This window comes from Rhodanobacter ginsengiterrae (genome assembly GCF_050026815.1).
In the GTDB taxonomy this organism is placed as follows: domain Bacteria; phylum Pseudomonadota; class Gammaproteobacteria; order Xanthomonadales; family Rhodanobacteraceae; genus Rhodanobacter; species Rhodanobacter ginsengiterrae.
This window is the reverse complement of sequence record NZ_JALBWO010000057.1, coordinates 722,250-742,570: the sequence shown is the minus strand read 5'-3', so window position 1 is coordinate 742,570 and position 20,321 is coordinate 722,250. Positions and strand designations below refer to the sequence as shown.

The window sequence follows — 20,321 nt, the reverse complement described above, 5'->3', positions numbered from 1 at the left end:
CAACAGCGAATCACCAACCATAGGGCCTCCCAACCAACCCGGAGCAGTCCCATGACCATTCTCGTAACTGGCGCCACCGGCAATGTCGGCCGGCACGTCATCAAGCAACTCACCCAGCGTGGCGCCAAGGTGCGCGCCCTGGTCCGCGATCCAGCCGCCGCCAACCTGCCCGATGGGGTGGAGGTCGTGCGGGGCGACCTGCTCGATGTCGATGCCTTGCGCAATGCCTTCCAGGGCATCTCCACGCTTTTTCTCCTCAACGCGGTGGTGGCCGACGAGTTCACCCAGGCGCTGATCACCCTCAACGTGGCGCGCGAGGCTGGGGTCAAGCGGGTCGTCTACCTCTCGGTCATCCACAGCGACCGCTATGTGAATGTGCCGCACTTCGCCGGCAAGTTTGGTGTGGAGCGCATGATCGAGCAGATGGGTTTCAACGCCACCATCCTGCGCCCGGCGTACTTCATGAACAACGACGTGACGATCAAGGACGTGGTGCTGGGGCACGGCGTGTATCCCATGCCCATCGGCAGCAAGGGGCTTGCCATGATCGATGCGCGCGACATCGGCGAGATCGCGGCCATCGAGCTGCTCAACCGCGACCAGGCACCGGACGGCAGCGCGCTGACCCGCATGAACCTGGTCGGCCCGGACACGCTGACTGGCACCGAAGTGGCAGCCATCTGGACCGAGGCCCTCAACCGCCCGATTGCCTACGGCGGCGACGACACGGCCGGCTTCGAGCAGAACCTGCGCCAGTTCATGCCTGCGTGGATGGCCTACGACATGCGCCAGATGGCCGAACGCTTTCTCACCGACGGCATGGTTCCCGAGACCGGCGACGTCGACAAACTGAGTCGGCTGCTGGGTCGTCCGTTGCGCTCCTATCGCGACTTCGCCGCAGAAATCGCGGCTGCCGTCTGACGCGAGCTCAATTTCATCCTGCTCAAGGACCCCATCATGATTTACTCAACCGCCACGCTGCCGGTGAATGCTCCCGGCCAAACCAGGCTGACCCGCGCCCAGGTATGGGAAGGATTGGTTCAAAAGGCCCGTGACGCGAAACTCTTCTTCCCGCCCGATGAGTGCACTCGCTGCGATATCGTCGAAGAGAGCGACTCGCACTGGCTGCGCGAGGCGACCATCCTGGGCGACGACGTTACCGAGATCATCACCTTCGCCGCAGCAACGAAGATCACCTTCTTCCAGGTGACGAGCCCGCGCGAGGGCGCGATCATCAACGAACTCTTCGAGGACGAGAACGGCGAGCTGCAACTGCGCTTCTATGGCTATCTGGGTCTGCGTGGCAAGGCAGCCCATGGCCCCGAGGAACAGGCAGCGCAAGCGTGGATGGACAGCGACCAGGGGTTCAAGGCGGCAATCCAGTCGACGCTGAAGCGCATCCGTGAGCTGTTCGATGAAGACCAAGGGGGTCGGGTTCAATGACCCGCGTCCGATTCTGCCCGCCAGTCCACGCTGAATCCTTCGCCAGATCCAGCGGAGGGAAGACACCTTGGGGGGTGTCTACGAGGCCGGCAGGAGTCCACTTGCGGGAATCAGACCATCACCCGAGCCAGGCTCCCAGCCAGACAGCTGCAGTCATCAAGGCCAGGCCCGGCACGATGCGCGTGGCGTAGTGGACGCCGCCGGCCTTGAAGGCAACCACCGCTTTCATCAGGGTGTTGGTAGTCAGGCCAATCAAAATCGGTCCAACGGCTTGGGCGCTCGAAATCTTGCCGGCGGCCATCAGCGAAGCGGCTGATGCGGCGGTTGCATGCGCATCGGCCAAGCCGGTCAGTGCGGCGCCCAACAACATGCCTTGCGCCCCCAGCCATGCGTTCAATCCCGCGGACACCAGCAGGATCAGACTGACAAGCACGGCAAATACCGCCGCTGCCTTCAGATTGACAGCACGGCCCACATCTTCAACCGGACTTCCCGTGTTGCTGACAGGGTCTCTGCGAAAAAAGAACACCAGCCCATACAGGCAGGCGGCCACACCGCCAAACGACAAGGGCAGCACCAGCGCGGTCAGCAACGATGTCTGTATCAGCCCGATGACCACCGTCATCTGAATGATGGTGGCGATGGATGACAGCACCGCACCTGCCACGGCTCCGCTCATGAGAGATGGCTGGCGTGATGCGCGTTCACCCATGGAATAAATGGTGGCAGTGCTTGAAACGAAGCCTGCTGCAAACCCGGCCAGCGGCAGGCCGTAACGCGGCCCCAGGGCGCGCATGGCCACGTAGCCAAGCGCACTGATCGCCATCACCGCCACGATCAAGCGGGCAATGGCACGGGGATTGAGTGCATCGAATGGCCCCATGAATCGGTCGGGAGCCAGCGGCAACACGATCAAGGCCATCGCCGAGAACAAAATGATGTCGTTCAACTCCTGTGCCCGGAGCACGCTGCGAACGAAGTGGTGCAAGCGATCGCGCGATGCCAACAGCAAGGCCAGGACCGCACCCACGCCTGCAGCCAGCATCGAATCGCGGATCGCCAACCCGCCCAACAGGCAGGTCAGCAGCAGCGCGGACTCTGTGGTCAAGCCAGGGTCATGATGCCGGGTGCGCTGGTACGCAACCAGCGCGCCCGCGCCTACGATCAACGCCGTCACGGCCAATACCAGGCCGCCGCCCAGGATGACACTCACCGAGCCGAGCAAAGCGCACACAACAAAGGTACGAATGCCCGCAGCACCTCTTGTCGGGCCGGCTTGCTTGCGGCGTTCGCGGTCGGCTCCGACGAGCAGACCAATGCCGAGTGCGACACACAGGCCGAGCAGCGGGGTTTGATCTGCCAGGCTTAAAATTTCTTCGCTCCTGAAAAGTTGACCACTTGCCGGGATGTCCGCTTGGCCGGCACAAGTTCACCTGAGAGCAGCGCCAGCATGGCTCATTAAACTCTTCCTCACCACCAGCGGCCACTGCTATTCAATGAAGAGGGATCAACGCCGAATTGCCGGCATTTTGTGGCCAGGTTCTACTCCGCTGACGCGGACGCTTACAGGAAGTCCGTGGGTCGAAGGAGCTTCTTCTCGAATGGCCGTCCCGGCGCAAAGCCGGCATCGACTCGCTTTGGCGCCTGCCTCGCCTGTCATGCCACTCCCCTGACGCCCACGACCAGCACTCACGAGCGAAACTCAGCCGCGAGTTTCACTGCACCAGAATTTCGTCGGTGAACAAATGCGCCGGCTTCCCCGCGCCCTCGTGGCCGGGTGGAAGCATGCCGTAGTTCTGCGCGGTGACGCGCAGGTAGCGGGCGGTCACCGGCACGGTGGTGTCGAAGCGCACGGTGCGGATCATCGCGCGCAGGTCCATCGGGTCCACCGCGATCGGCGTGGACTGCAGCGTGCGCCAGGTCTTGCCGTCGTCCGAAACGGCGAAGGTGACCAATTTGGGCAGCAGCGCCCAGGAACCGCTCTGCTGCAGGAAGCGCATCTGGATGCTGTGGAACGGCGTGACGGGCTTCAGGTCGATGGTGGCGTCGAGGTCGTTGCCGCGCCAGCCCGCCCACAGGCCGTCGTTGAAGTTGTCGTCGCCGATCACGCCGTCGACCAGTTGCGTGGCGGCGCCGGCGTAGTGCGGGTCGGGCGCGGTGAGGTACGTGAGCGGCTTGCCCAGCGCCTTGTTGTCCACCGCCTGGAACGTCTGGCTGGGCAGGTACGGCACGCCATGGCGGAACGGCGCCACCTTGAGCGTCGCCGGCGCGTAGCGGTCCAGCACGTCGCCGAAGGTGGGCGACTGTGCGGTCGGTTCGCTGCCGTCCACGGTGTAGTGCAGCGCGATGTCGTCGAAACCGCGCGCGGCGCGCACGCGCCAGCGGTGTTGCAGCGGGTTGTAGCCGAGCTTGTAATCGACCAGGTCGCGGTCTTCCGGGCCGTAGGCGATGTGCTGCGCGTCCAGCCACGGGTAGTGCGCGCGCAGCCGCCGCTGGAAGTCGGCGTAGTCGTGGACGTCGGGGTTCCACAGGCGTTCGGCCAGCGCGATCACGCGCGGATAGAGCATCGCCTCCAGGTTGCGCGGGGTGACGTATTCGCTCCATAGCGGCGCCTCGGCGCCGAGCACCTGGTCCTGGTGTCCCGCGAAGGCCGGCGAGGCAAACGGATTGATGCGGTAGATGTCCTGCGTGGTGAGTTCTTCGATCGGCGTGTCCAGATAGAACGGCCCGGCGATGATCAGCCGGTTGCCGTTGGCCAGCGCCTTGGCCGCCTCGGCATCGCCGCGCCACATTTCCACCACCGCGTTGCGGTCGGCGCCGCCTTCGAGGATCTCGTCCCAGCCGACCAGGGTCTTGCCGCGCGCTTCGAGGTCGCGCTGGATGCGCTGGATGAACCAGCTCTGCAGCGCGTCGACGTCGGCCAGCTTTTCGTCGTGCATGCGCTGCTGCGACGACGTACTTTGCGCCCATTGCTGCTTGGGTACCTCGTCGCCACCGATGTGGATGTAGGGCGCGGGGAACAACTCGGCCACTTCATCGAGCACGTCATGCAGGAAGGCAAACGTCGCCTCGTCGCCCGCGCAGTAGATGTCGGTGAACACGCCCCAGGTGGCCGGCACCACGATCGGCTGCTCCGGGCACGACAGCGACGGGTAGGCCGCGACCGCCGCCGAGGCATGTCCCGGCATCTCGATCTCCGGCACGATCATCACGTTGCGCTGGCGCGCGTACTCGACCACGTCGCGGATGTCCTGCCGGGTGTAGAAGCCACCGCTGCGGCTGCCATCGGCCTCGGTGCGCCACGCGCCGACGCTGGTGAGCTTCGGGTATTTGCGGATGGCGATGCGCCAGCCCTGGTCGTCGGTCAGATGCCAATGCAGCACGTTGAGCTTGTAGCGCGAGAGCAGGTCGATCTGCTGCTTGACCAGCGCCACCGGAATGAAGTGCCGCGCCGCATCCAGCATCACGCCGCGCCAGGCGTAGCGCGGTGCGTCGTCGATGCGCACGGCGGCGATGGCCAGCGTGGCGTGATGCCCCGGTGGCAGCAGTTGCCGCAGCGTCTGCACGCCCCAGAACAGCCCGCGATCGTCGGCCGCCGCGATCTCGAGCCGTTGCGGCGTGACAGTCAGCCCGTAGGCCTCCTCGCCTTGCACGGAAGGATCGATGCGCAGTTCGATGCGCGGCTGTTTGGTGGCCGCGCCGATCCGCAGCGCGATCCCGCTGTCCGCGCGGATGCCATCGCGCAGGAAGGCGGCGATCTCCCGGGCGCGTCGATCGACCGGCGCGACGATGCGCACGTTCCGGTCCAGCGCGAAGCTGCCGCGGCCGACCTCGATCCGGCTCGGCTGCGGGATGATCGCCGCTTGCGCGTGCGCTTGTTGAGCGGCCGACCAGCATGCAAGAAGCATCAGGGCAGCAAGACGTCTGGGCATGGCCGATGTTCCTGGAAGAGCTGGCTTGTTGGCAGGTCCGAACGATGCTCATGCGCGGCGTCGAATAATTCAAGCAATCAGGTTGCGGCGGTCGAATCATGCAGCTGCGCCCGGCGGCGGAGTCTTCAGGTCGCGCGAACCTGAAGGCGTGCGACTCGCGCCAACCGGCAGTCCAGGCCGCCGAGGGAACCGCGCTCGATGATTCGGTTGCACCAAATCGAAGCATTGGCCAATATGGTGCAATGAACGAGGCCGATTGCCCAACTTGGGCGGCACAGATGACGACCGGGCTGGCCCGGCTCGACGCGCAGCTGCACCTGCAATGGATCAATCCGGCGCTGGCCGAGTGCCTCGCGCTGGGGCCGCGCAGCGCCGCCGGCCAGCCGCTGGCGCGCTGGCTGGATGAAACCGCGCTGGCGCAGGCCGCACGCGCGCTGGCCGAACAGCGGCCACTGCAATGGCGCGAAATGCCGCTGGCCGGTGCGGCGGGGCGCGAACTGCTTGCCGATATCGCGCTGCAGCCGATCGACGACGGCTTGCTGCTGGAAGTGCATGTGCTGGCCGAACCGATGCCCACCGCCTCGCCGCTGTCGGCGACCTTGCGCGGCTTCGCCCATGAGGTGAAGAATCCGCTGGCCGGGCTGCGCGGTGCCGCGCAGTTGCTGCAACGGCGGGTCGACAACGACGACCTGCGCGCGCTGGCACGGCTGATCATCGACGAGGCGGACCGCCTCGCCACGCTGGCCAACCGCCTGCTGCACCACGATGGCGCGGCGCAGCCGGGGCCGGTCAACATCCATCAACTGCTGGAACGGCTGGCCGACCTGCTGCAGGCCGAGCCGGCGCCGCCGCGCCTGCAGCATGACTACGACCCCAGCGTGCCGGACCTGCACGGCGACGCCGATCGCCTGCAGCAGCTGCTGCTGAATCTGGCCCGCAACGCGGTGGAAGCCGGCGCGCGCACGCTGACCATGCGCACGCGGGTCGAGCACGGCGTGCGCGTGGGCGAGCGCATGCAGCGGATGGCCTTGCGCGTCGACATGATCGACGACGGCGCCGGCGTGCCGCCCGCGCTGCGCGACACGCTGTTCCAGCCGCTGGTGTCCGGCCGCGCCGACGGCACCGGGCTGGGCCTGGCGCTGTCGCGCGAAATCGCCCAGGAACACGGCGGCGAACTGCGCTACAGCAGCCGTGCGGGGCAGACCGTGTTCTCGCTGTACCTGCCGCTGGAGCGCGCCCGTGGCTGATGCCCGTCAATGCGCCGTGCTCCCTCCCCTGCACAGCAGGGGAGGGTTGGGGTGGGGTCAGCTCGTGATCTTCCTCGCCACCCGGCGCCACCCCCTCCCAGCCTCCCCCTGCCCGCAGGGGGAGGAGCAGAGCGAAGCACGCGCCGCACTTCCTCGCGCCGTGCTCCCTCCCCTGCGCAGCAGGGGAGGGCTGGGGTGGGGTCAGCTCGTGATCTTCCTCGCCACCCGGCGCCACCCCCTCCCAGCCTCCCCCTGCCTGCAGGGGGAGGAGCCGAGCGAAGCACGCCCCCATGTCCCCGGTTCCACGCGGGGAGCCAATGAGACCGACGCATGAAGAATGAAGACATCTGGCTGCTCGATGATGATCGCGGTGTGCGTTTCGTGCTGGCGGAGGCGCTGCGCGATGCCGGACATGTGGTGCGCGAGTTTGGCGATGTGGCGACGGCGCGCGAGGCCTTGCAGTCGGCGCGCCCCGCCTTGCTGCTCACGGATGTGCGCATGCCGGGCGAAGACGGGCTGGCCCTGCTCGGCGAACTGCAGGCGCAGGCCATCGGGCCGGTGATCGTGATGAGTGCCTATACCGACGTGGCGACGACGGCCGCGGCCTATCGACTGGGTGCGGTCGACTACCTGGCCAAGCCGTTCGACCTCGATCATGCGGTGGCCTCGGTGCAGCGCGCGCTGGCCAGCGCGGCCGCGCCGACGCCGGCCGCTTCCAGCGTACCCGCGGCGAACCACGCCCTGCTGGGCGAAAGTGCGCCGATGCGCGAGGTGTTCCGGCTGATTGGCCGGGTCGCCGCCAGCGATCTCAACGTGCTGGTCACCGGCGAGACCGGCACCGGCAAGGAACTGGTGGCGCGCGCGCTGCACGAGGAAAGCGCGCGACGTGACAAGGCCTTCGTGGCACTCAACACCGCGGCGATCCCCAGCGAATTGCTGGAAAGCGAATTGTTCGGCCACGAGGCTGGCGCGTTCACCGGCGCCACCCGCCGCGTCAGCGGCCGTTTCGAGCAGGCCGAGGGCGGCACCTTGTTCCTCGACGAGATCGGCGACATGCCGCTGATCCTGCAGACGCGCCTGCTGCGCGTGCTGGCCGGCGGCGAGTTCTATCGCGTCGGCGGGCGCGAACTGATCCGCTGCAATGTGCGCATCGTTGCTGCCACCCATCAGGACCTGACCGCGCGCGTCGCCGCCGGCCTGTTCCGCGCCGACCTGATGCACCGGCTGGACGTGGTGCGCATCGAGCTGCCGCCGCTGCGCACCCGGCGCAGCGACATCGCCGTACTGGCGCAGCACTTTCTCGCCGTCACCGCGCAGGAGCTGAAGCTGCCGCCGAAGCGGTTCTCCAGGGCCGCGCTGAAGCTGGTGGTCCAGCGCGACTACCCGGGCAACGTGCGCGAGCTGGAAAACCTGTGCCGCCGGCTGGCCGTGATTGCTCCGGGCAGCGAGATCCTGCCCGCCGATCTCGGCGGTGCGACGGCCGCTGCGCACGGCGGCGAATGGACCGACGCGCTGCGCGAGTGGGCGGTGCAGGCGCTGGCCGACGGCGAGGTGGACATCCACGCGCGGGCCCGCGACGCGCTCGACCAGACTCTGCTGCAGGCGGCGCTGGCCGGCAGCGACGGCCATCGCCAGAACGCGGCGCAGGCACTGGGCGTGGGCCGCAATACGCTGACCCGGAAACTTGGCACCTCACGCACGCGGCGCGGCCCCGCCTAGGCGCTCGCTGGCGAGCTGCTAGGCGCTTGGCGTGCCAAGGGTGATGTGCAGATGGTGCGTCCTGCCGTCGTCGCACAGCGCGATCGCGGCGCCGGCTTCCAGCGTTTGGCCGTCCATTTGCACCTGGACCACGCCGCCACAGACATGGTGCGGATTCTGCACGCTGATCTCGTAGCGAGTGACGTGCTCGCCGCGATGGCGATAGACGATCTCGAAGCCGTCCCACGCCCTGGGCATGCATGGCTCGATGCGCAAGCGGTCGCCCTGCAGGCGGAAGCCGAGCACCGCTTCCAGTCCCGCGCGATAAAGCCATGCCGCCGAGCCGGTGTACCAGGTCCAGCCGCCGCGGCCGATATGGGGCTCGACCGAATAGACGTCCGCGCAGACCACGTACGGTTCCACTTTGTAGCGGGCGATCGCCGCGGCGCTGTCGGCGTGGCCGAGCGGATTGAGCAGGCGGAACTGCTCGCCGGCGCGGTCGCCGTCGCCCAGCCCCGCCCAGGCGAACACCGACCAGGTCGCGCCATGCGTGTACTGGCCGCCGTTTTCGCGCACGCCCGGCGGATAGCCCTTGATGTAGCCGGGATCTTCCTTGCCGTCCTGGTCGAACGGCGGGGTGAACAGGCGGGCCAGTTGATGCGCATGATCGACCAGCAGACGATCGACCGAGGCCATCGCCTGGGCGGCGTGAGTGCGGTTGTCGCGACCGGCCATCACGCTCCACGACTGCGCGATGGTGTCGATCCGGCACTGCGCGCTCTGCGCCGAACCCAGCGGTGCGCCATCGTCGTAGTAGCCGCGCCGGTACCACTGGCCGTCCCAGGCCTGCTCCAGTGCCGTGTGCAGGGCGTCGGCGTAGTCGCGCCAGCGCTGCGCGCGCGCGCCCTCGCCGCGCTGTTCGGCCACCGGCGCGAAGCGATCGATGCTGGCAAGCAGGAACCAGCCCAGCCAGCTGCTTTCGCCGCGGCCAGCCGCGCCGACCGCGTTCATGCCGTCATTCCAGTCGCCGGTGCCGATCAGCGGCAGGCCGTGCGCGCCGCGGGTGAGGCTGGAGTCGATCGCCAGCGCGCAGTGTTCGTAGACGCTCGCGGTGTGCTTCGACAGCGTGGGCTGGAAGAACGCGTCGGTGGCGTCGTCGGGAATGGCCTGGCCTTCGAGGAAGGGCAGCGCGTGATCGAGCACCGCGCGGTCGCCGCTGACCTCGACGTAATGCATCGCCACGTAGACCAGCCACACGCGGTCGTCGCGGATTTTCGTGCGGATGCCCTGGCCGTTCGGCGGCAGCCACCAGTGCTGCACGTCGCCTTCGGCGAACTGGCGCCCGGCAGCGCGCAGCAGGTGTTCGCGGGCCAGGTCCGGTCGCGTCACGCACAGTGCCATCACGTCCTGCAACTGGTCGCGGAAACCATATGCGCCGCTGGCCTGGTAGTAGGCCGTGCGTGCCCACAGCCGGCAACCGGTGATCTGATACAACGCCCAGTCGTTGAGCAGCAGGTCCATCGCGCGGTCCGGTGTCTGCACCTGCACGGTGTCGAGCAGGTCGTTCCACAGCGTGGCGACGCCCGCCAGTACCTCGTCGACGTCGCTGCCGCGATAGGTCGTCACCAGCGCCTGCGCCGCTGCCTCGTCGGCGCCTTCGCCGAGCAGAAAGAGCAATTCCAGGCAGCCGCCCGGCGCCAGTTCGACCTGGGTCTGCAGTGCGCCGCATGGGTTCAGGCCAGCACCGAGCCGGCCATCCAGCGGCGTGTCGTGCTGCAGGGCGGCAGGCGCGGCCACGCTGCCAAGCAGGCCAAGAAAATGCGCGCGGTCGCCACTGAGCGACTGCTGCTGCCCGGCCATATCGAAGAACGCCACCCGCTCGCCGAAATCGGCGCGCCAGCGATTGCGTGCAAACAGCGCGCCGGTGGTTTCATCGCGCGAGGTCACCACGTACGGCGCCGGCGTGCTGCCGTTAGAGCCCAGCGCCCATTCGACATAGCCGGTGATCGACAGCCGCCGCGTATGCGCCGAGCGGTTGCACAGGCGCAGGCGCGACAGCTTGATCGGGTCCTGCGTCGGCACGCACTGGGTCAGTTCCAGCGCGATGCCGTGCGCGTCGTGGCGAAAGCGCGTCCAGCCCTTGCCGTGGGTGGTGCTGCCATGGGCGCCGTCGACGCGAATCGGCAGCGCGGTGGCGCTCCACAGCCGGCCATCGTCCAGGTCGCGCAGGTAGATCACCTCGTGCGGCATGTCGCTGACCGGATCGTTCGGCCATGGCGTCAGCGGATTCTGCTGGCTGTTGCCCGACCAGGTGTAGCCGCCGCCCTCGGCCGTGACCAGGCAGCCGAACGCCGCATTGGCCAGCACGTTGGTCCAGGGCGCGGGCGTGGGCAGCGCGGCATCCAGGTCGATGCGGTAGCTGCGGCCCTGATCGATGAAGCCGCCGTGGCCGTTGGCGAATTCGAGTGGAGCGGTATCGTCGGGCAGCTCGAACGAGGCCGTGCTGACGCGGACCGGCGTGGGCGGCGACCGCCGCTCCGGCGCGGTCGGCGACGCTGCCGTCTCCTCACCGGCCACGTCGTTCAGCACCAGCCGCGCCACGGTGAGCAGGCCGTTGCGCAGGTCGTCGGCGACCTGATCATCGCGCAGGCAGAACAGCTCGGCCCTGGCCGCATCGGCGTCCTGCTGCAGCTGCTTCTGCTGCGCATCCACGCGCTGCGACAGGGCGGCACGCACGGCACCGGTGTCGTCGCCCAGCCCGTCGAGCAGCACCACATCGATCGCCAGCTGCTGGGCGCGCCACCAGCGTTGTGCCAGCAGCAGTTCATCGCACAGCGCGAGATCATGCTGACCGCGCACGAACAGCAGGGCGATCGCCCGGTCGCCGGAAATGCCGGCGCCCCACAGGGTGGGCGGGCCACCGACGCCACGGGCGCGCTGGGCGGCGCTGGCACGCTGGCTGGCGTCGCTGCAGAGCAGCGCGTGCTGCCAGCGCGCAAGGCGCTCGCTCTGCGCGTCGCCGATGCCGAAGCGTTTGCGCTCGGCGTCAGCATGTTGCTTCGCCGCGGCGAACAGCTGCGTCGCCGCCGATGGATCTTCCAACTGCGCGCCCAGTGCCAGCGCGCCATCGCGCGTCTCCGCCAGCTGCGTCCACAGCAAGAGTTCGATGCTTTCGCCCGCGGCCAGGGTGAACTCGTGGCGCAGGCTGAATACCGGATCGAGCACGCAGCCGGTGCTGCCCGACAGCGCGGCGCCCGGCTGCATCGCGGCCGCGTCGCGCAGCGTGCGGCAGCGGCCGAGAAAACGCGCGCGATCGGTTTCATGCGTGGTCTGCGTGGCCGACGTGCCGGCGACCTGCAGCGCCTGCGCCGCCCACACCTGGGCCTGGCTGTCGCTGCGTCGGCGCCGGGTCGCCAGCAGCAGCCGCCGTCCGGCGTCCCACTCGGTCTGCACGAACATCTTGGAGAAGGCCGGGTGCGCGTTGTCGTCGCCGACCGCGCCCAGCACCAGTTCGGCGTAACTGGTCAGCGACAGGGTGCGGCTGCGCGCGCCGTGATTGCGCAGGGTCAGCCGGCGCAACTCGATGTCGGCTGCCGGGGCCACGGCAATCTCCAACGCGCCGTGCAGATCGCCGTGACGACGCGTGAACGTGATGCTTCCGGCGGCCTGTTCAATCGCGTCATCGGCTGCCGCGATGCCGAGCGGCTGCGGCGTGGCACCCCACACTTCGCCCGTGGCCTCGTCGCGCAGCAACAAGAAGCTGCCCCACGGATCGCTCACCGGATCCTCGCGCCAGCGCGTCACGGCCAATCCGCGCCAGTGCACGAAGCCGGCGCCGCAGCCGTCGAGCATGCTGCTCAGTTTGCCGTTGGAGAGGATCGGCAGCGGCATGGCGCGTGCATCGGCGGGTGACGAAACGGCGGGACGGGAAGACATGATGCGGGCGAACTCCTTGGTCGGTCGTCGCAACCCTTGCGTGTCGCGATCGCTTTCCAGCGTAAGGCGGCGACGGGGAAACATTGCGTGAAATCGCCGCGCTTGCACGTTGCCGATGCAATTGCCCGATCAGAATGACGGGCGGACCTGGTGATGCATCCGCCGGCACCAATGGCGAATGCGGTTGTCCCAGAGCTTGTCCGAGGGCGTGATCGTTGCACCGGTGTAACTTGTCCGTCCGCCTGCCCTTCGCCTGACCGGGATCCCGCTGGATGCTGACAACGCCCATTTGCACCCTTGCCGACGACGCCCTGCTCGAGCACCTGCAGCGTGCCGCCTTCGGCTACTTCGTCGAGACCATGAATCCGCAGAACGGGCTGGTGCCGGACACCTCGCGCGCGAACTCGCCGGTGAGCATTGCGGTGGTGGGCTTCGCGCTGTCGGCGTATCCGGTCGCGGTCGAGCACGGCTGGATGGAGCGCGCCGAGGCGGTGCGGCGTTGTCTGCTGGCGCTGCGCTTCTTCCATGCCAGCGACCAGAGTGGCAGCCCGACGGCGACCGGCTACCGGGGTTTCTACTATCACTTCCTCGACATCCATGCCGGAACGCGGGTGTGGCAATCGGAGTTGTCGATGATCGACAGCGCCCTGCTGATCGCCGGCATGCTCACCGCGGCCAGCTACTTCCAGGCCGACAACGCCGCCGAAACCGAGCTTCGCGCGCTCACCGACGCGCTGTATCGGCGCGTCGACTGGCGCTGGGCGCAGGACGACGCCGGCACCATCCGGCAGGGCTGGAAACCGGAGTGCGGTTACCTGCACTACGGCTGGGAAGGCTACAGCGAGGCGATCGTGCTGTACGCGCTGGCGCTGGGTTCGCCGACCCATCCGATCGCGCCGGATTGCTATGCCGGATGGGAGGCCACCTACCAGTGGGAGAATCTGTACGGCCAGGACTTCCTCTACGCCGGTCCGCTGTTCGTGCACCAGTTCTCGCACGCCTGGGTCGACCTGCGCGGCATCCGCGATGCGTTCATGCGCGAGAAATGTTCGGACTATTTCGAGAACACCCGCCGTGCGGTCCACGTGCAACGCCGGTATACCCAGCTCAACCCGCACGAATTCGCCGGTTACGACCGCAACGGCTGGGGCTTGTCGGCTTGCGACGGTCCCACCGACGAGAGGATGGGCGAGGCCAATGAAAGTCGACGGCTGTTCGGCTACGCGGCGCGCGGTGTTCCCTACGGACCGGACGACGGCACCTTGTCGCCGCCGGCGGTGCTGGCCTGCGTGCCGTTTGCGCCGGAACTGGCCCTGGCCGCCTTGCGCAACATGCTGCTGCGCTATCCGGAAATACTCACGAACGATCGACTGGCTGCCAGCTTCAATGCCAGCGTGTGCGACGCGGAAGGTCGGCCGTGGGTATCGCCGGGTCATTACGGACTGGACCAGGGCATTGTCTTCATGATGATCGAGAACCATCGCCGCGGCAGCATCTGGCAATGGCTGCGTGGCTGCGCGCCGCTGGTCGACGGCTTGCGCAAGGCGGGCTTCAGCGGCGGCTGGCTGGATGCGCCTGCAGCGGAGGCGGCCCGATGAGCAGGAAATTCGACGCCAGTATCTGCCCGCCGGTGGATGCGCATGAGCGCAAGCGGCTGGAGGCCGTGCGCCCCGATGCGTGGAACAATCCCGAGCCGCGCGGACCCTATCAGCTGCTGATCATCGGCGCCGGACCGGCCGGGCTGGCCGCCGCCAGCGAGGCCGCGGCGCTCGGCGTCAGCGTGGCGCTGATCGAACGCCACGAGATCGGCGGCACCTGTTTCAACACCGGCTGCGTGCCATCCAAGGCCTTGCTGCGCACCGCGGCGGTGTACGCGGAAATGCGCGACGCGGCACGCTACGGCGCGCAGGTTCCGGCCGACATCCAGGTGGACTTTGCCGCGGCAATGACCCGCCTGCGGCGCATCCGCAGCCATCTCACCAACACCACCTCGGTGCGGCTGCTGGCTGCCAGCGGCGTGGACGTGTTCTTCGGCAACGCGAAATTCGAAGGCGCCGATCGGCTGAGCGTGAACGGACAACCGCTGCAGTTCGAGAAGGCCCTGATCGCCACCGGCGCGCGACCCGACATTCCCGACATTCCGGGGTTGCGGAAGGCGGGCTTCCTCACCAACACCACCATTTTCGAACTGGAAGAACTGCCGGCGCGACTGCTGGTGATCGGTGGCGGTCCGCTCGGCTGCGAACTGGCGCAGGCCTTCCAGCGACTGGGTGCGAAAGTCACCATCGTGCAGAATCGCCCGCTGTTCCTCGAACACGAGGAACGCGACGCGGCGCAAACCCTTTCCGACGCGTTCGCCCGCGATGGCCTCGAGGTGCGCCTCAATACCACCGCCAGCGAGGTTCGCGTGGACGGCGACGAGAAAGTGGTCGACCTGGTCAGCGATGACTACCACAGCACGATTCGCGTCGACGCGATCCTGACCGGCGTCGGGCGGCGGCCGAACGTGCAGGGGCTGGCGCTGGAAAAGGCCGGCGTGGCTTATGACGAGACCACCGGCATCCAGGTCGACGACCAGCTGCGCACCGCCAATCCGCGGATCTATGCGGCCGGTGATGTCTGCCTGGAGGCCCGCTACACCGACACCGCGGAAGAGTCGGCGCGCATCGTGGTGCGCAATGCCCTGCTCGGCGGCCGCGAACAGCTGAGCAAGCTGGTGATTCCGTGGTGCACCTATACCGATCCGGAAATCGCCCACGTCGGCCTGTACGTGCGCGAGGCCAATGCGCAAGGCGTTCCGGTGAAGACCTTCACCGTGCCGATGCACCAGGTGGATCGCGCGATCACCGACAGCGAGCAGGGCGGCTTCGTGAAAATCCATGTGCGTGACGGCACCGATCGCATCCTCGGCGCCACCATCGTCGCGCGCGATGCCGGCGACATGATCAGCCAGGTCACCCTGGCGATGGTGGCGGGCGTGGGCATGCGCACGCTGGCGAAGGTGATTCACGCCTACCCGACCAAGACTTCCGCGATCCGGCTTGCCGCGCAGGCCTACAACCAGACCCGCGTGAGCGCACGCGTGCTGGCCCGGTTGAAACGCTGGCTGGCGCGGCCGCACTGATCCCGGTCACGTCGACTTTTCGTTTCGGAGCCTAGACTGCTTTCCATTTCTCCACTGACACAAGGACTCTCCCATGCAATTGGGCATGATCGGCCTCGGCAAGATGGGCGCCAACATGGCGCAGCGACTCATCCAGGGCGGCCACCAGGTCACCGGCTTCGATCCCAGCGCCGAGGCGCGCAAGAATCTGGAAGACCACGGCGGCGGTTCGGCCGAGTCGCTCAAGGCCCTGGTGCAGGCGCTGCCCGCGCCGCGTGCGCTATGGCTGATGGTGCCCTCGGGCAAGATCACCGACGACACCGTCGATGCCTTGCTGGCGCTGCTGGACAAGGGCGACACGATGATCGACGGCGGCAATTCCAACTACAAGGATTCGCTGGGCCACGCGGCGAAGTGCGCGAAGCAGGGCGTCAACTACGTCGACTGCGGCACCAGCGGCGGCGTGTGGGGGCTGGCCGAGGGCTACAGCATGATGATCGGCGGCGACGAGAAGGTCGTCGACGGCCTGAAGCCGATCTTCGAAACCCTGGCACCGGGCAAGGACAAGGGCTGGGGCCGCGTCGGCCCGGTCGGCTCGGGCCACTTCACCAAGATGGTCCACAACGGCATCGAATACGGCCTGATGCAGGCCTATGCCGAAGGCTTCTCGATCCTCAAGCACAAGCAGGAATTCGGCCTGGACCTGGCGCAGATCGGCGAGATCTGGCGCTACGGCAGCGTGGTGCGCTCGTGGTTGCTGGAGCTGGCTACCGACGCGCTGGGCAAGAACCCGAGCATGGACGGCGTCGCCCCCTACGTGGTCGATTCCGGCGAAGGCCGCTGGACGGTCAACGCGGCGCTGGAATTGAATGTATCCGCGCCGGTGATCACGCTGTCGCTGATGGAGCGCTTCCGCTCGCGCGACGATGACTCGTTCACCGACAAGCTGCTGGCCTCGCTGCGCAACGAGTTCGGCGGCCACGCGATCAAGAAGGAATAACCGCCTCGCTCCCTCCCCTGCGTGCAGGGGAGGGTCGGGGTGGGGGCACCTCATCGCTCAAGCCAGATCAAAAGCGCACCCCCTCCCAACCTCCCCCTGCTGCGCAGGGGGAGGAGCCAAGCGCGTACTGCTCCCTCCCCTGCTTGCAGGGGAGGGCTGGGGTGGGGTCGCTCTTGACCTTCGCCCCAGGAATCCAGCGACGTGCCGCTTGGGCAATATCCACGGTTGCCGCTTTCGTCTGCCCGCGGCCGTCACCACCTTCTCCGGGGTGGCCAGAGCAACGTCCGCCGACCCGCGGGCCATCGTGGCCCGCACACTTCGCAAGAGCCCGAGCCGGACCTGCTCGGCAGCGCCTGCCGCTGCGCCGATCCGGCCTGGATGACTTGTGACCCACGGCGGCAAGACGCGCCGACCCTCCCTGCTAGACTCGCCCGACCGACCCGGGCCTGCGCTCACGCCATGCCGGGTCGTCTGGGGTGTTTGACAGTCTTGTCGAGGGTGGGACCACATGGCCGTGCCGTTGTCATGGAAACTGGGCGGTGCTGTCGCGGCGGTGATCGTCGCGGCGTTGGCGTGGCATGGACTGTCGCTGTACATGGCGGCCCGTCATGCTGACGAGCTGACCCTGGATGTCGCCCGCGATGCGGAACGGGAGGCGCAGCAGGCGCGCGCCCAGGCGCAGCAGCGCAGTGCCGAGTTGGCGGCCACCTTGCAACGGCAGCGCGAAGACCTGGCCAACACCTATCGGCAGGTCAGCGAGGATGCCGCGCAGTACCACGCCGAGCAGCTCCGGCGGGAGGAGCGCGAGCGGCAGGAGGCGCTGCGGATCAAGGCCACCTATCGGCTGGGCGCAAACCAGCAGTGCGCCGACGGCGTGGTCATCAATCGCAGCGGATCGAGCTTCACCCAGGCGATCGGCAGCAAGGGCGCACCGATCAAGTGCAGCGGCGACACGGCAGAAGAGCCGCTACGCTGAGCTTCCCGGCGGCATCAGCTCGCCTTGCGCCGGTGCGTAGCTCAGGCGTCCATCCACGATCTGCGCCGGCGAGGTGTACGGATGTGCGGTCGCATGGCTGGCATCGATGATGTGGATCACCTCGATGCCGCGCAGCTTGAGCACGTCGGAAACGAGCGAGCGGTGGCAGCGCCACCACACGGCTTCCGCGCACATCATCGCGGTGCGTTTGCTGGCGGCCAGCTCAAGCAATTGGGCCAGACCCTCGGCGAACTCGGCGCTGGCGGTGTAGTCGGCGTAGCCCTGGAACGAGGCATTGCGCCATGCCGTATTCGGTGAGCCCGGCTGCACCTTGCGCCGGCCACCCAGCTTGGGAATCCATTGATAGGCAATGTCGTGCGCGGGCATTGAGGTGGCCATCGCCTCACTGGCGAAGTGCGGATAGCGACGCGAACCGGGGAAGCGCCGCACGTCGGCGATCGCCTCGATCCGGTACTCGCCCAGCAGTTCCAGGAACGCTTCCAGCGAGCGGGTGGAGTGACCCATGGTCCAGACGGTGGCGGGATCGGCAGGCATGGCTCAGTCGATCTTGTGCAGCGCCGAACCCTTGTGCAGCGCGATGTGCTCGGTCTTGTCGCTCTTGATCCCGTACTGCGGGTCGTCCTTGCTGCAGCGGTGCGTGTGACCCTTGTAGTCGGTGTCGCGCGTGTGCACCTTGGTGATCTTGCCGCTGACGTGACCGGCCTCGGAATTCCAGCGCACGTGGTCGCCGACCTTGAATGCATGACTCATCACGATGGTCCCGAAGTAGGGTGGCCGTGATTGCAGCACGCGCTCCGTGCATGGCGCGTGGCGGCGGTTTCGCCAGCCCGGCGTGGATCACATGGAAGCGCGCCTCACCCGGTGCCCACGTTCCTGCCGAAGATCGCGAAGAACAACACGTGCATCGCGGCGATCGAGCCGAACCACGGCGCCATGTCATCCCCGCTCCAGATCCTGCACAGCGCCAGCGGGTGAACCAGCAGCAAGAGCCACCAGCACAGCCGACCCAGCTGGCCGATCGGGCCGGGGTGCGCCGCGCGAAAGTTGACCAGTCCGAACCCGCCGGGAAAGACGGCCCAGAAGCCGCCTAACACCAGAAGAAGTGAGAAGACCAACCGCTGCAACACCCACATGCGCGACTCCTTTCGTTGGCAGGGCTTCGGGATGGACGCCGGTGGCAGTGGGCCTATACCAGTCGCAACAGCTTGCGCAGCGCCGGCAGATTGCGCCGGCTGATCTCCGGCGCCAGTTCCGTGCCGTCCAGGCGGGCCAGCACGCGTCCGTCGGCGAGGGTCTTCAGGCCGAGCAGTCGCGTGGGTGGCACCAGGCAGTTGCGGTGCAGGCGGATCAGCTGGTCGGGGTAGGCTTCTTCCAGCTGGCGCAGCGACTCCTCGATCAGCAGCTCGCCGCGGCGATGGTGCACCACCACGTACTTCTCGTCGGCGAGCAGGCAGGTCACCTCGTCCAGCGCGATGCGCACCTGCTCGCCGCGCAGGCGGCCGTGCAGCCAGGCAACCGGTTCGCGCGGCGCATCCGCCAGGCGCCGCTGCGCGCGCTGCAAGGCGTCGCGCAGGCGTTCCAGCCGCACCGGCTTCAACAGGTAATCGGCGGCACCCAGCTCGAACGCCTTCAGTGCATGCGCCTCGTAGGCGGTGCAGAAAATCACCTGCGGGCGCGCGCGCCCGGCCAGGCGCTGGGCCAGGCTCACCCCGTCCATGCCGGGCATGTTGATGTCCAGCAGCAGCACGTCCGGTTGCAGCTCGCCGATGGCGGCCAGCGCCGCCTCGCCATCGGCGACGTTGCCGACGATTTGCACGTCATGGCACTCGCCGAGCAGGCCAGCCAGGCGTGCCCGCGCCAGCGGTTCGTCGTCGACGATCAGCACGCGCGTCACGCGGCATCACCCGGCAGTTGCAGCAGCACCACGAAGCGCCCGTCCTGCGGTCCGGCGGTCACCCGCGCCTTGGGCCCGTAGCGCCAGCCCACGCGGCGCCGGACATTGTCCAGCCCATGACCGTTGCCGGCCACCGCCGGTGTCGGCGGCAGCGGATTGATGACTTCTATGCGCACGCCCCGGCCGTCGCATGCGCCGCGCAGAATCACCTCGCCGCCTTCGCGCAGCGGCTGGATGCCGTGGCGCACCGCGTTCTCCACCAGCGGCTGCAGCAACAGGCGCGGCAGCGGGAAGTCCTCGGGCAGGTCGTGCAGCTCGCGGGTTATCTGCAATCGATCGCCAAGGCGCAACTGCTCGATCGCCAGGTAGCGCTCGACCAGCGCCAGCTCCTCGCCCAGCGTGCCGTCGGCGCTGTCGTGCTGGCCGAGCGCGGCGCGGAACAGTTCGCACAGGTCCTCCACCGTGCGTTCGGCCGCAGCCGGATCGACGCGGATCAGCGCGGCCACGGTGTTCATGCTGTTGAACAGGAAGTGCGGGCGAATGCGCGCCTGCAATGCCTCGACCTGGGCCCGGGTCACCGCGGCCAGCCGCGTCTGCCACTGCGCCAGCACGTAGAAGTAACGCAGCATCGCCGCGCCCAGCAGCGCGGCGACCACCAGGTTGTCGCGGCTGAAGGCGAAGCGGCTGCTCTTGATCAGTTCCATCCGCAGGGCGCCGTCGAACCAGTGCGCCACCAGGCTGGCCAGCAGCACGATCAGCAGGATCAGCAGCCACACGGCGACGTAGGGAAAATGGCCGGGCAGACGCTGCAGCCAGGGGCGCAACTTGCACAGCAGCACGCCGACCACCAGCGCCAGCCAGGTCACGAACAGCATGCCGACGCTGTAGGCCGACCAGTCGCGCGGGTTGTCGCCGGCCAGCCACATCACGGTCACGGTCAGCGCGCCCACCACGAACAGCGCGAACAGCGCCGGCAACCGGCAGAAATCCGGCAGCGGGCTTTGTTCGATGCGGCCGCGCAGGCCGCGCGGGAAGCTGGATTCGCGCATGCGGCCAAGTATGCCGCAGTGC

16 protein-coding genes are annotated in these 20,321 nt (G+C 67.8%); 8 read left to right on the top strand and 8 right to left on the bottom strand.

Going from position 1 to position 20,321, the window contains the following annotated elements; all coding sequences use genetic code 11:
• The first annotated feature begins 51 nt into the window (after window positions 1–51).
• Window positions 52–921, top strand: a complete 870-nt coding sequence (locus tag ACQGNJ_RS18175) for an SDR family oxidoreductase (protein ID WP_426690651.1) — start codon at window positions 52–54, stop codon at window positions 919–921.
• A gap of 36 nt (window positions 922–957) precedes the next feature.
• On the top strand, window positions 958–1,443 hold the full coding sequence (locus ACQGNJ_RS18170) for an AtaL-like protein (protein ID WP_426690650.1): 486 nt from the start codon (window positions 958–960) through the stop codon (window positions 1,441–1,443).
• A gap of 118 nt (window positions 1,444–1,561) precedes the next feature.
• Here ACQGNJ_RS18170 and ACQGNJ_RS18165 read toward each other — a convergent pair whose 3' ends face one another.
• Window positions 1,562–2,779, bottom strand: a complete 1,218-nt coding sequence (locus ACQGNJ_RS18165; protein ID WP_426690686.1) for an MgtC/SapB family protein — start codon at window positions 2,777–2,779, stop codon at window positions 1,562–1,564.
• A 379-nt stretch (window positions 2,780–3,158) separates the two neighbouring features.
• Complete coding sequence (locus ACQGNJ_RS18160; RefSeq protein WP_426690649.1) at window positions 3,159–5,375, bottom strand: glycoside hydrolase family 20 protein; 2,217 nt, start codon at window positions 5,373–5,375, stop codon at window positions 3,159–3,161.
• Between the two features lie 278 nt (window positions 5,376–5,653).
• Here ACQGNJ_RS18160 and ACQGNJ_RS18155 point away from each other — a divergent pair, with 278 nt between their 5' ends.
• Window positions 5,654–6,622: a two-component system sensor histidine kinase NtrB gene (locus ACQGNJ_RS18155; protein WP_426690648.1), complete on the top strand. Its 969-nt coding sequence runs from the start codon at window positions 5,654–5,656 to the stop codon at window positions 6,620–6,622.
• A 330-nt stretch (window positions 6,623–6,952) separates the two neighbouring features.
• Window positions 6,953–8,341, top strand: coding sequence for a nitrogen regulation protein NR(I) (gene ntrC, locus ACQGNJ_RS18150; RefSeq protein WP_426690647.1), 1,389 nt, complete (start codon window positions 6,953–6,955; stop codon window positions 8,339–8,341).
• An 18-nt stretch (window positions 8,342–8,359) separates the two neighbouring features.
• Here the strand turns inward: ntrC and ACQGNJ_RS18145 are convergent, their stop codons facing one another.
• Window positions 8,360–12,256, bottom strand: coding sequence for a GH36-type glycosyl hydrolase domain-containing protein (locus ACQGNJ_RS18145; RefSeq protein WP_426690646.1), 3,897 nt, complete (start codon window positions 12,254–12,256; stop codon window positions 8,360–8,362).
• Window positions 12,257–12,528: 272 nt separating this feature from the next.
• On the opposite strand from ACQGNJ_RS18145, the gene ACQGNJ_RS18140 reads away from it, so the two are divergent.
• The 4 genes from ACQGNJ_RS18140 to ACQGNJ_RS18125 all read left to right on the top strand — a co-directional run bounded on the left by ACQGNJ_RS18140 (window position 12,529) and on the right by ACQGNJ_RS18125 (window position 17,335).
• The gene (locus ACQGNJ_RS18140) at window positions 12,529–13,854 is read left to right on the top strand and encodes a glucoamylase family protein (protein WP_426690645.1); all 1,326 of its coding nucleotides are present in this window, start codon (window positions 12,529–12,531) and stop codon (window positions 13,852–13,854) included.
• A complete protein-coding gene (locus ACQGNJ_RS18135; protein WP_426690644.1) occupies window positions 13,851–15,380 on the top strand; it encodes a mercuric reductase in 1,530 nt (509 codons plus the stop codon). Before ACQGNJ_RS18140 ends, ACQGNJ_RS18135 begins: the two co-directional genes overlap by 4 nt.
• Before the next feature lie 73 nt (window positions 15,381–15,453).
• Window positions 15,454–16,359: a phosphogluconate dehydrogenase (NAD(+)-dependent, decarboxylating) gene (gnd, locus tag ACQGNJ_RS18130; protein ID WP_426690643.1), complete on the top strand. Its 906-nt coding sequence runs from the start codon at window positions 15,454–15,456 to the stop codon at window positions 16,357–16,359.
• Between the two features lie 508 nt (window positions 16,360–16,867).
• On the top strand, window positions 16,868–17,335 hold the full coding sequence (locus tag ACQGNJ_RS18125) for a hypothetical protein (RefSeq protein ID WP_426690642.1): 468 nt from the start codon (window positions 16,868–16,870) through the stop codon (window positions 17,333–17,335).
• Here ACQGNJ_RS18125 and ACQGNJ_RS18120 read toward each other — a convergent pair.
• The 5 genes from ACQGNJ_RS18120 to ACQGNJ_RS18100 all read right to left on the bottom strand — a co-directional run bounded on the left by ACQGNJ_RS18120 (window position 17,327) and on the right by ACQGNJ_RS18100 (window position 20,299).
• Complete coding sequence (locus ACQGNJ_RS18120; protein ID WP_426690641.1) at window positions 17,327–17,890, bottom strand: DUF488 domain-containing protein; 564 nt, start codon at window positions 17,888–17,890, stop codon at window positions 17,327–17,329. The two genes, ACQGNJ_RS18125 and ACQGNJ_RS18120, sit on opposite strands and share 9 nt — an antisense overlap.
• Before the next feature lie 3 nt (window positions 17,891–17,893).
• The gene (locus ACQGNJ_RS18115) at window positions 17,894–18,106 is read right to left on the bottom strand and encodes a hypervirulence associated TUDOR domain-containing protein (RefSeq protein ID WP_426690640.1); all 213 of its coding nucleotides are present in this window, start codon (window positions 18,104–18,106) and stop codon (window positions 17,894–17,896) included.
• Between the two features lie 104 nt (window positions 18,107–18,210).
• Window positions 18,211–18,489 (bottom strand): hypothetical protein, encoded by a 279-nt coding sequence (locus ACQGNJ_RS18110; protein ID WP_426690639.1) that lies wholly within the window; start codon window positions 18,487–18,489, stop codon window positions 18,211–18,213.
• Window positions 18,490–18,542: 53 nt separating this feature from the next.
• Window positions 18,543–19,250 carry a LytR/AlgR family response regulator transcription factor gene (locus ACQGNJ_RS18105; protein WP_426690638.1) on the bottom strand — a complete coding sequence of 236 codons (708 nt, stop codon included), beginning with the start codon at window positions 19,248–19,250 and terminating at the stop codon, window positions 18,543–18,545.
• On the bottom strand, window positions 19,247–20,299 hold the full coding sequence (locus tag ACQGNJ_RS18100; RefSeq protein WP_426690637.1) for a sensor histidine kinase: 1,053 nt from the start codon (window positions 20,297–20,299) through the stop codon (window positions 19,247–19,249). The genes ACQGNJ_RS18105 and ACQGNJ_RS18100 overlap by 4 nt, the downstream gene beginning before the upstream one ends.
• Window positions 20,300–20,321: the final 22 nt, after the last annotated feature.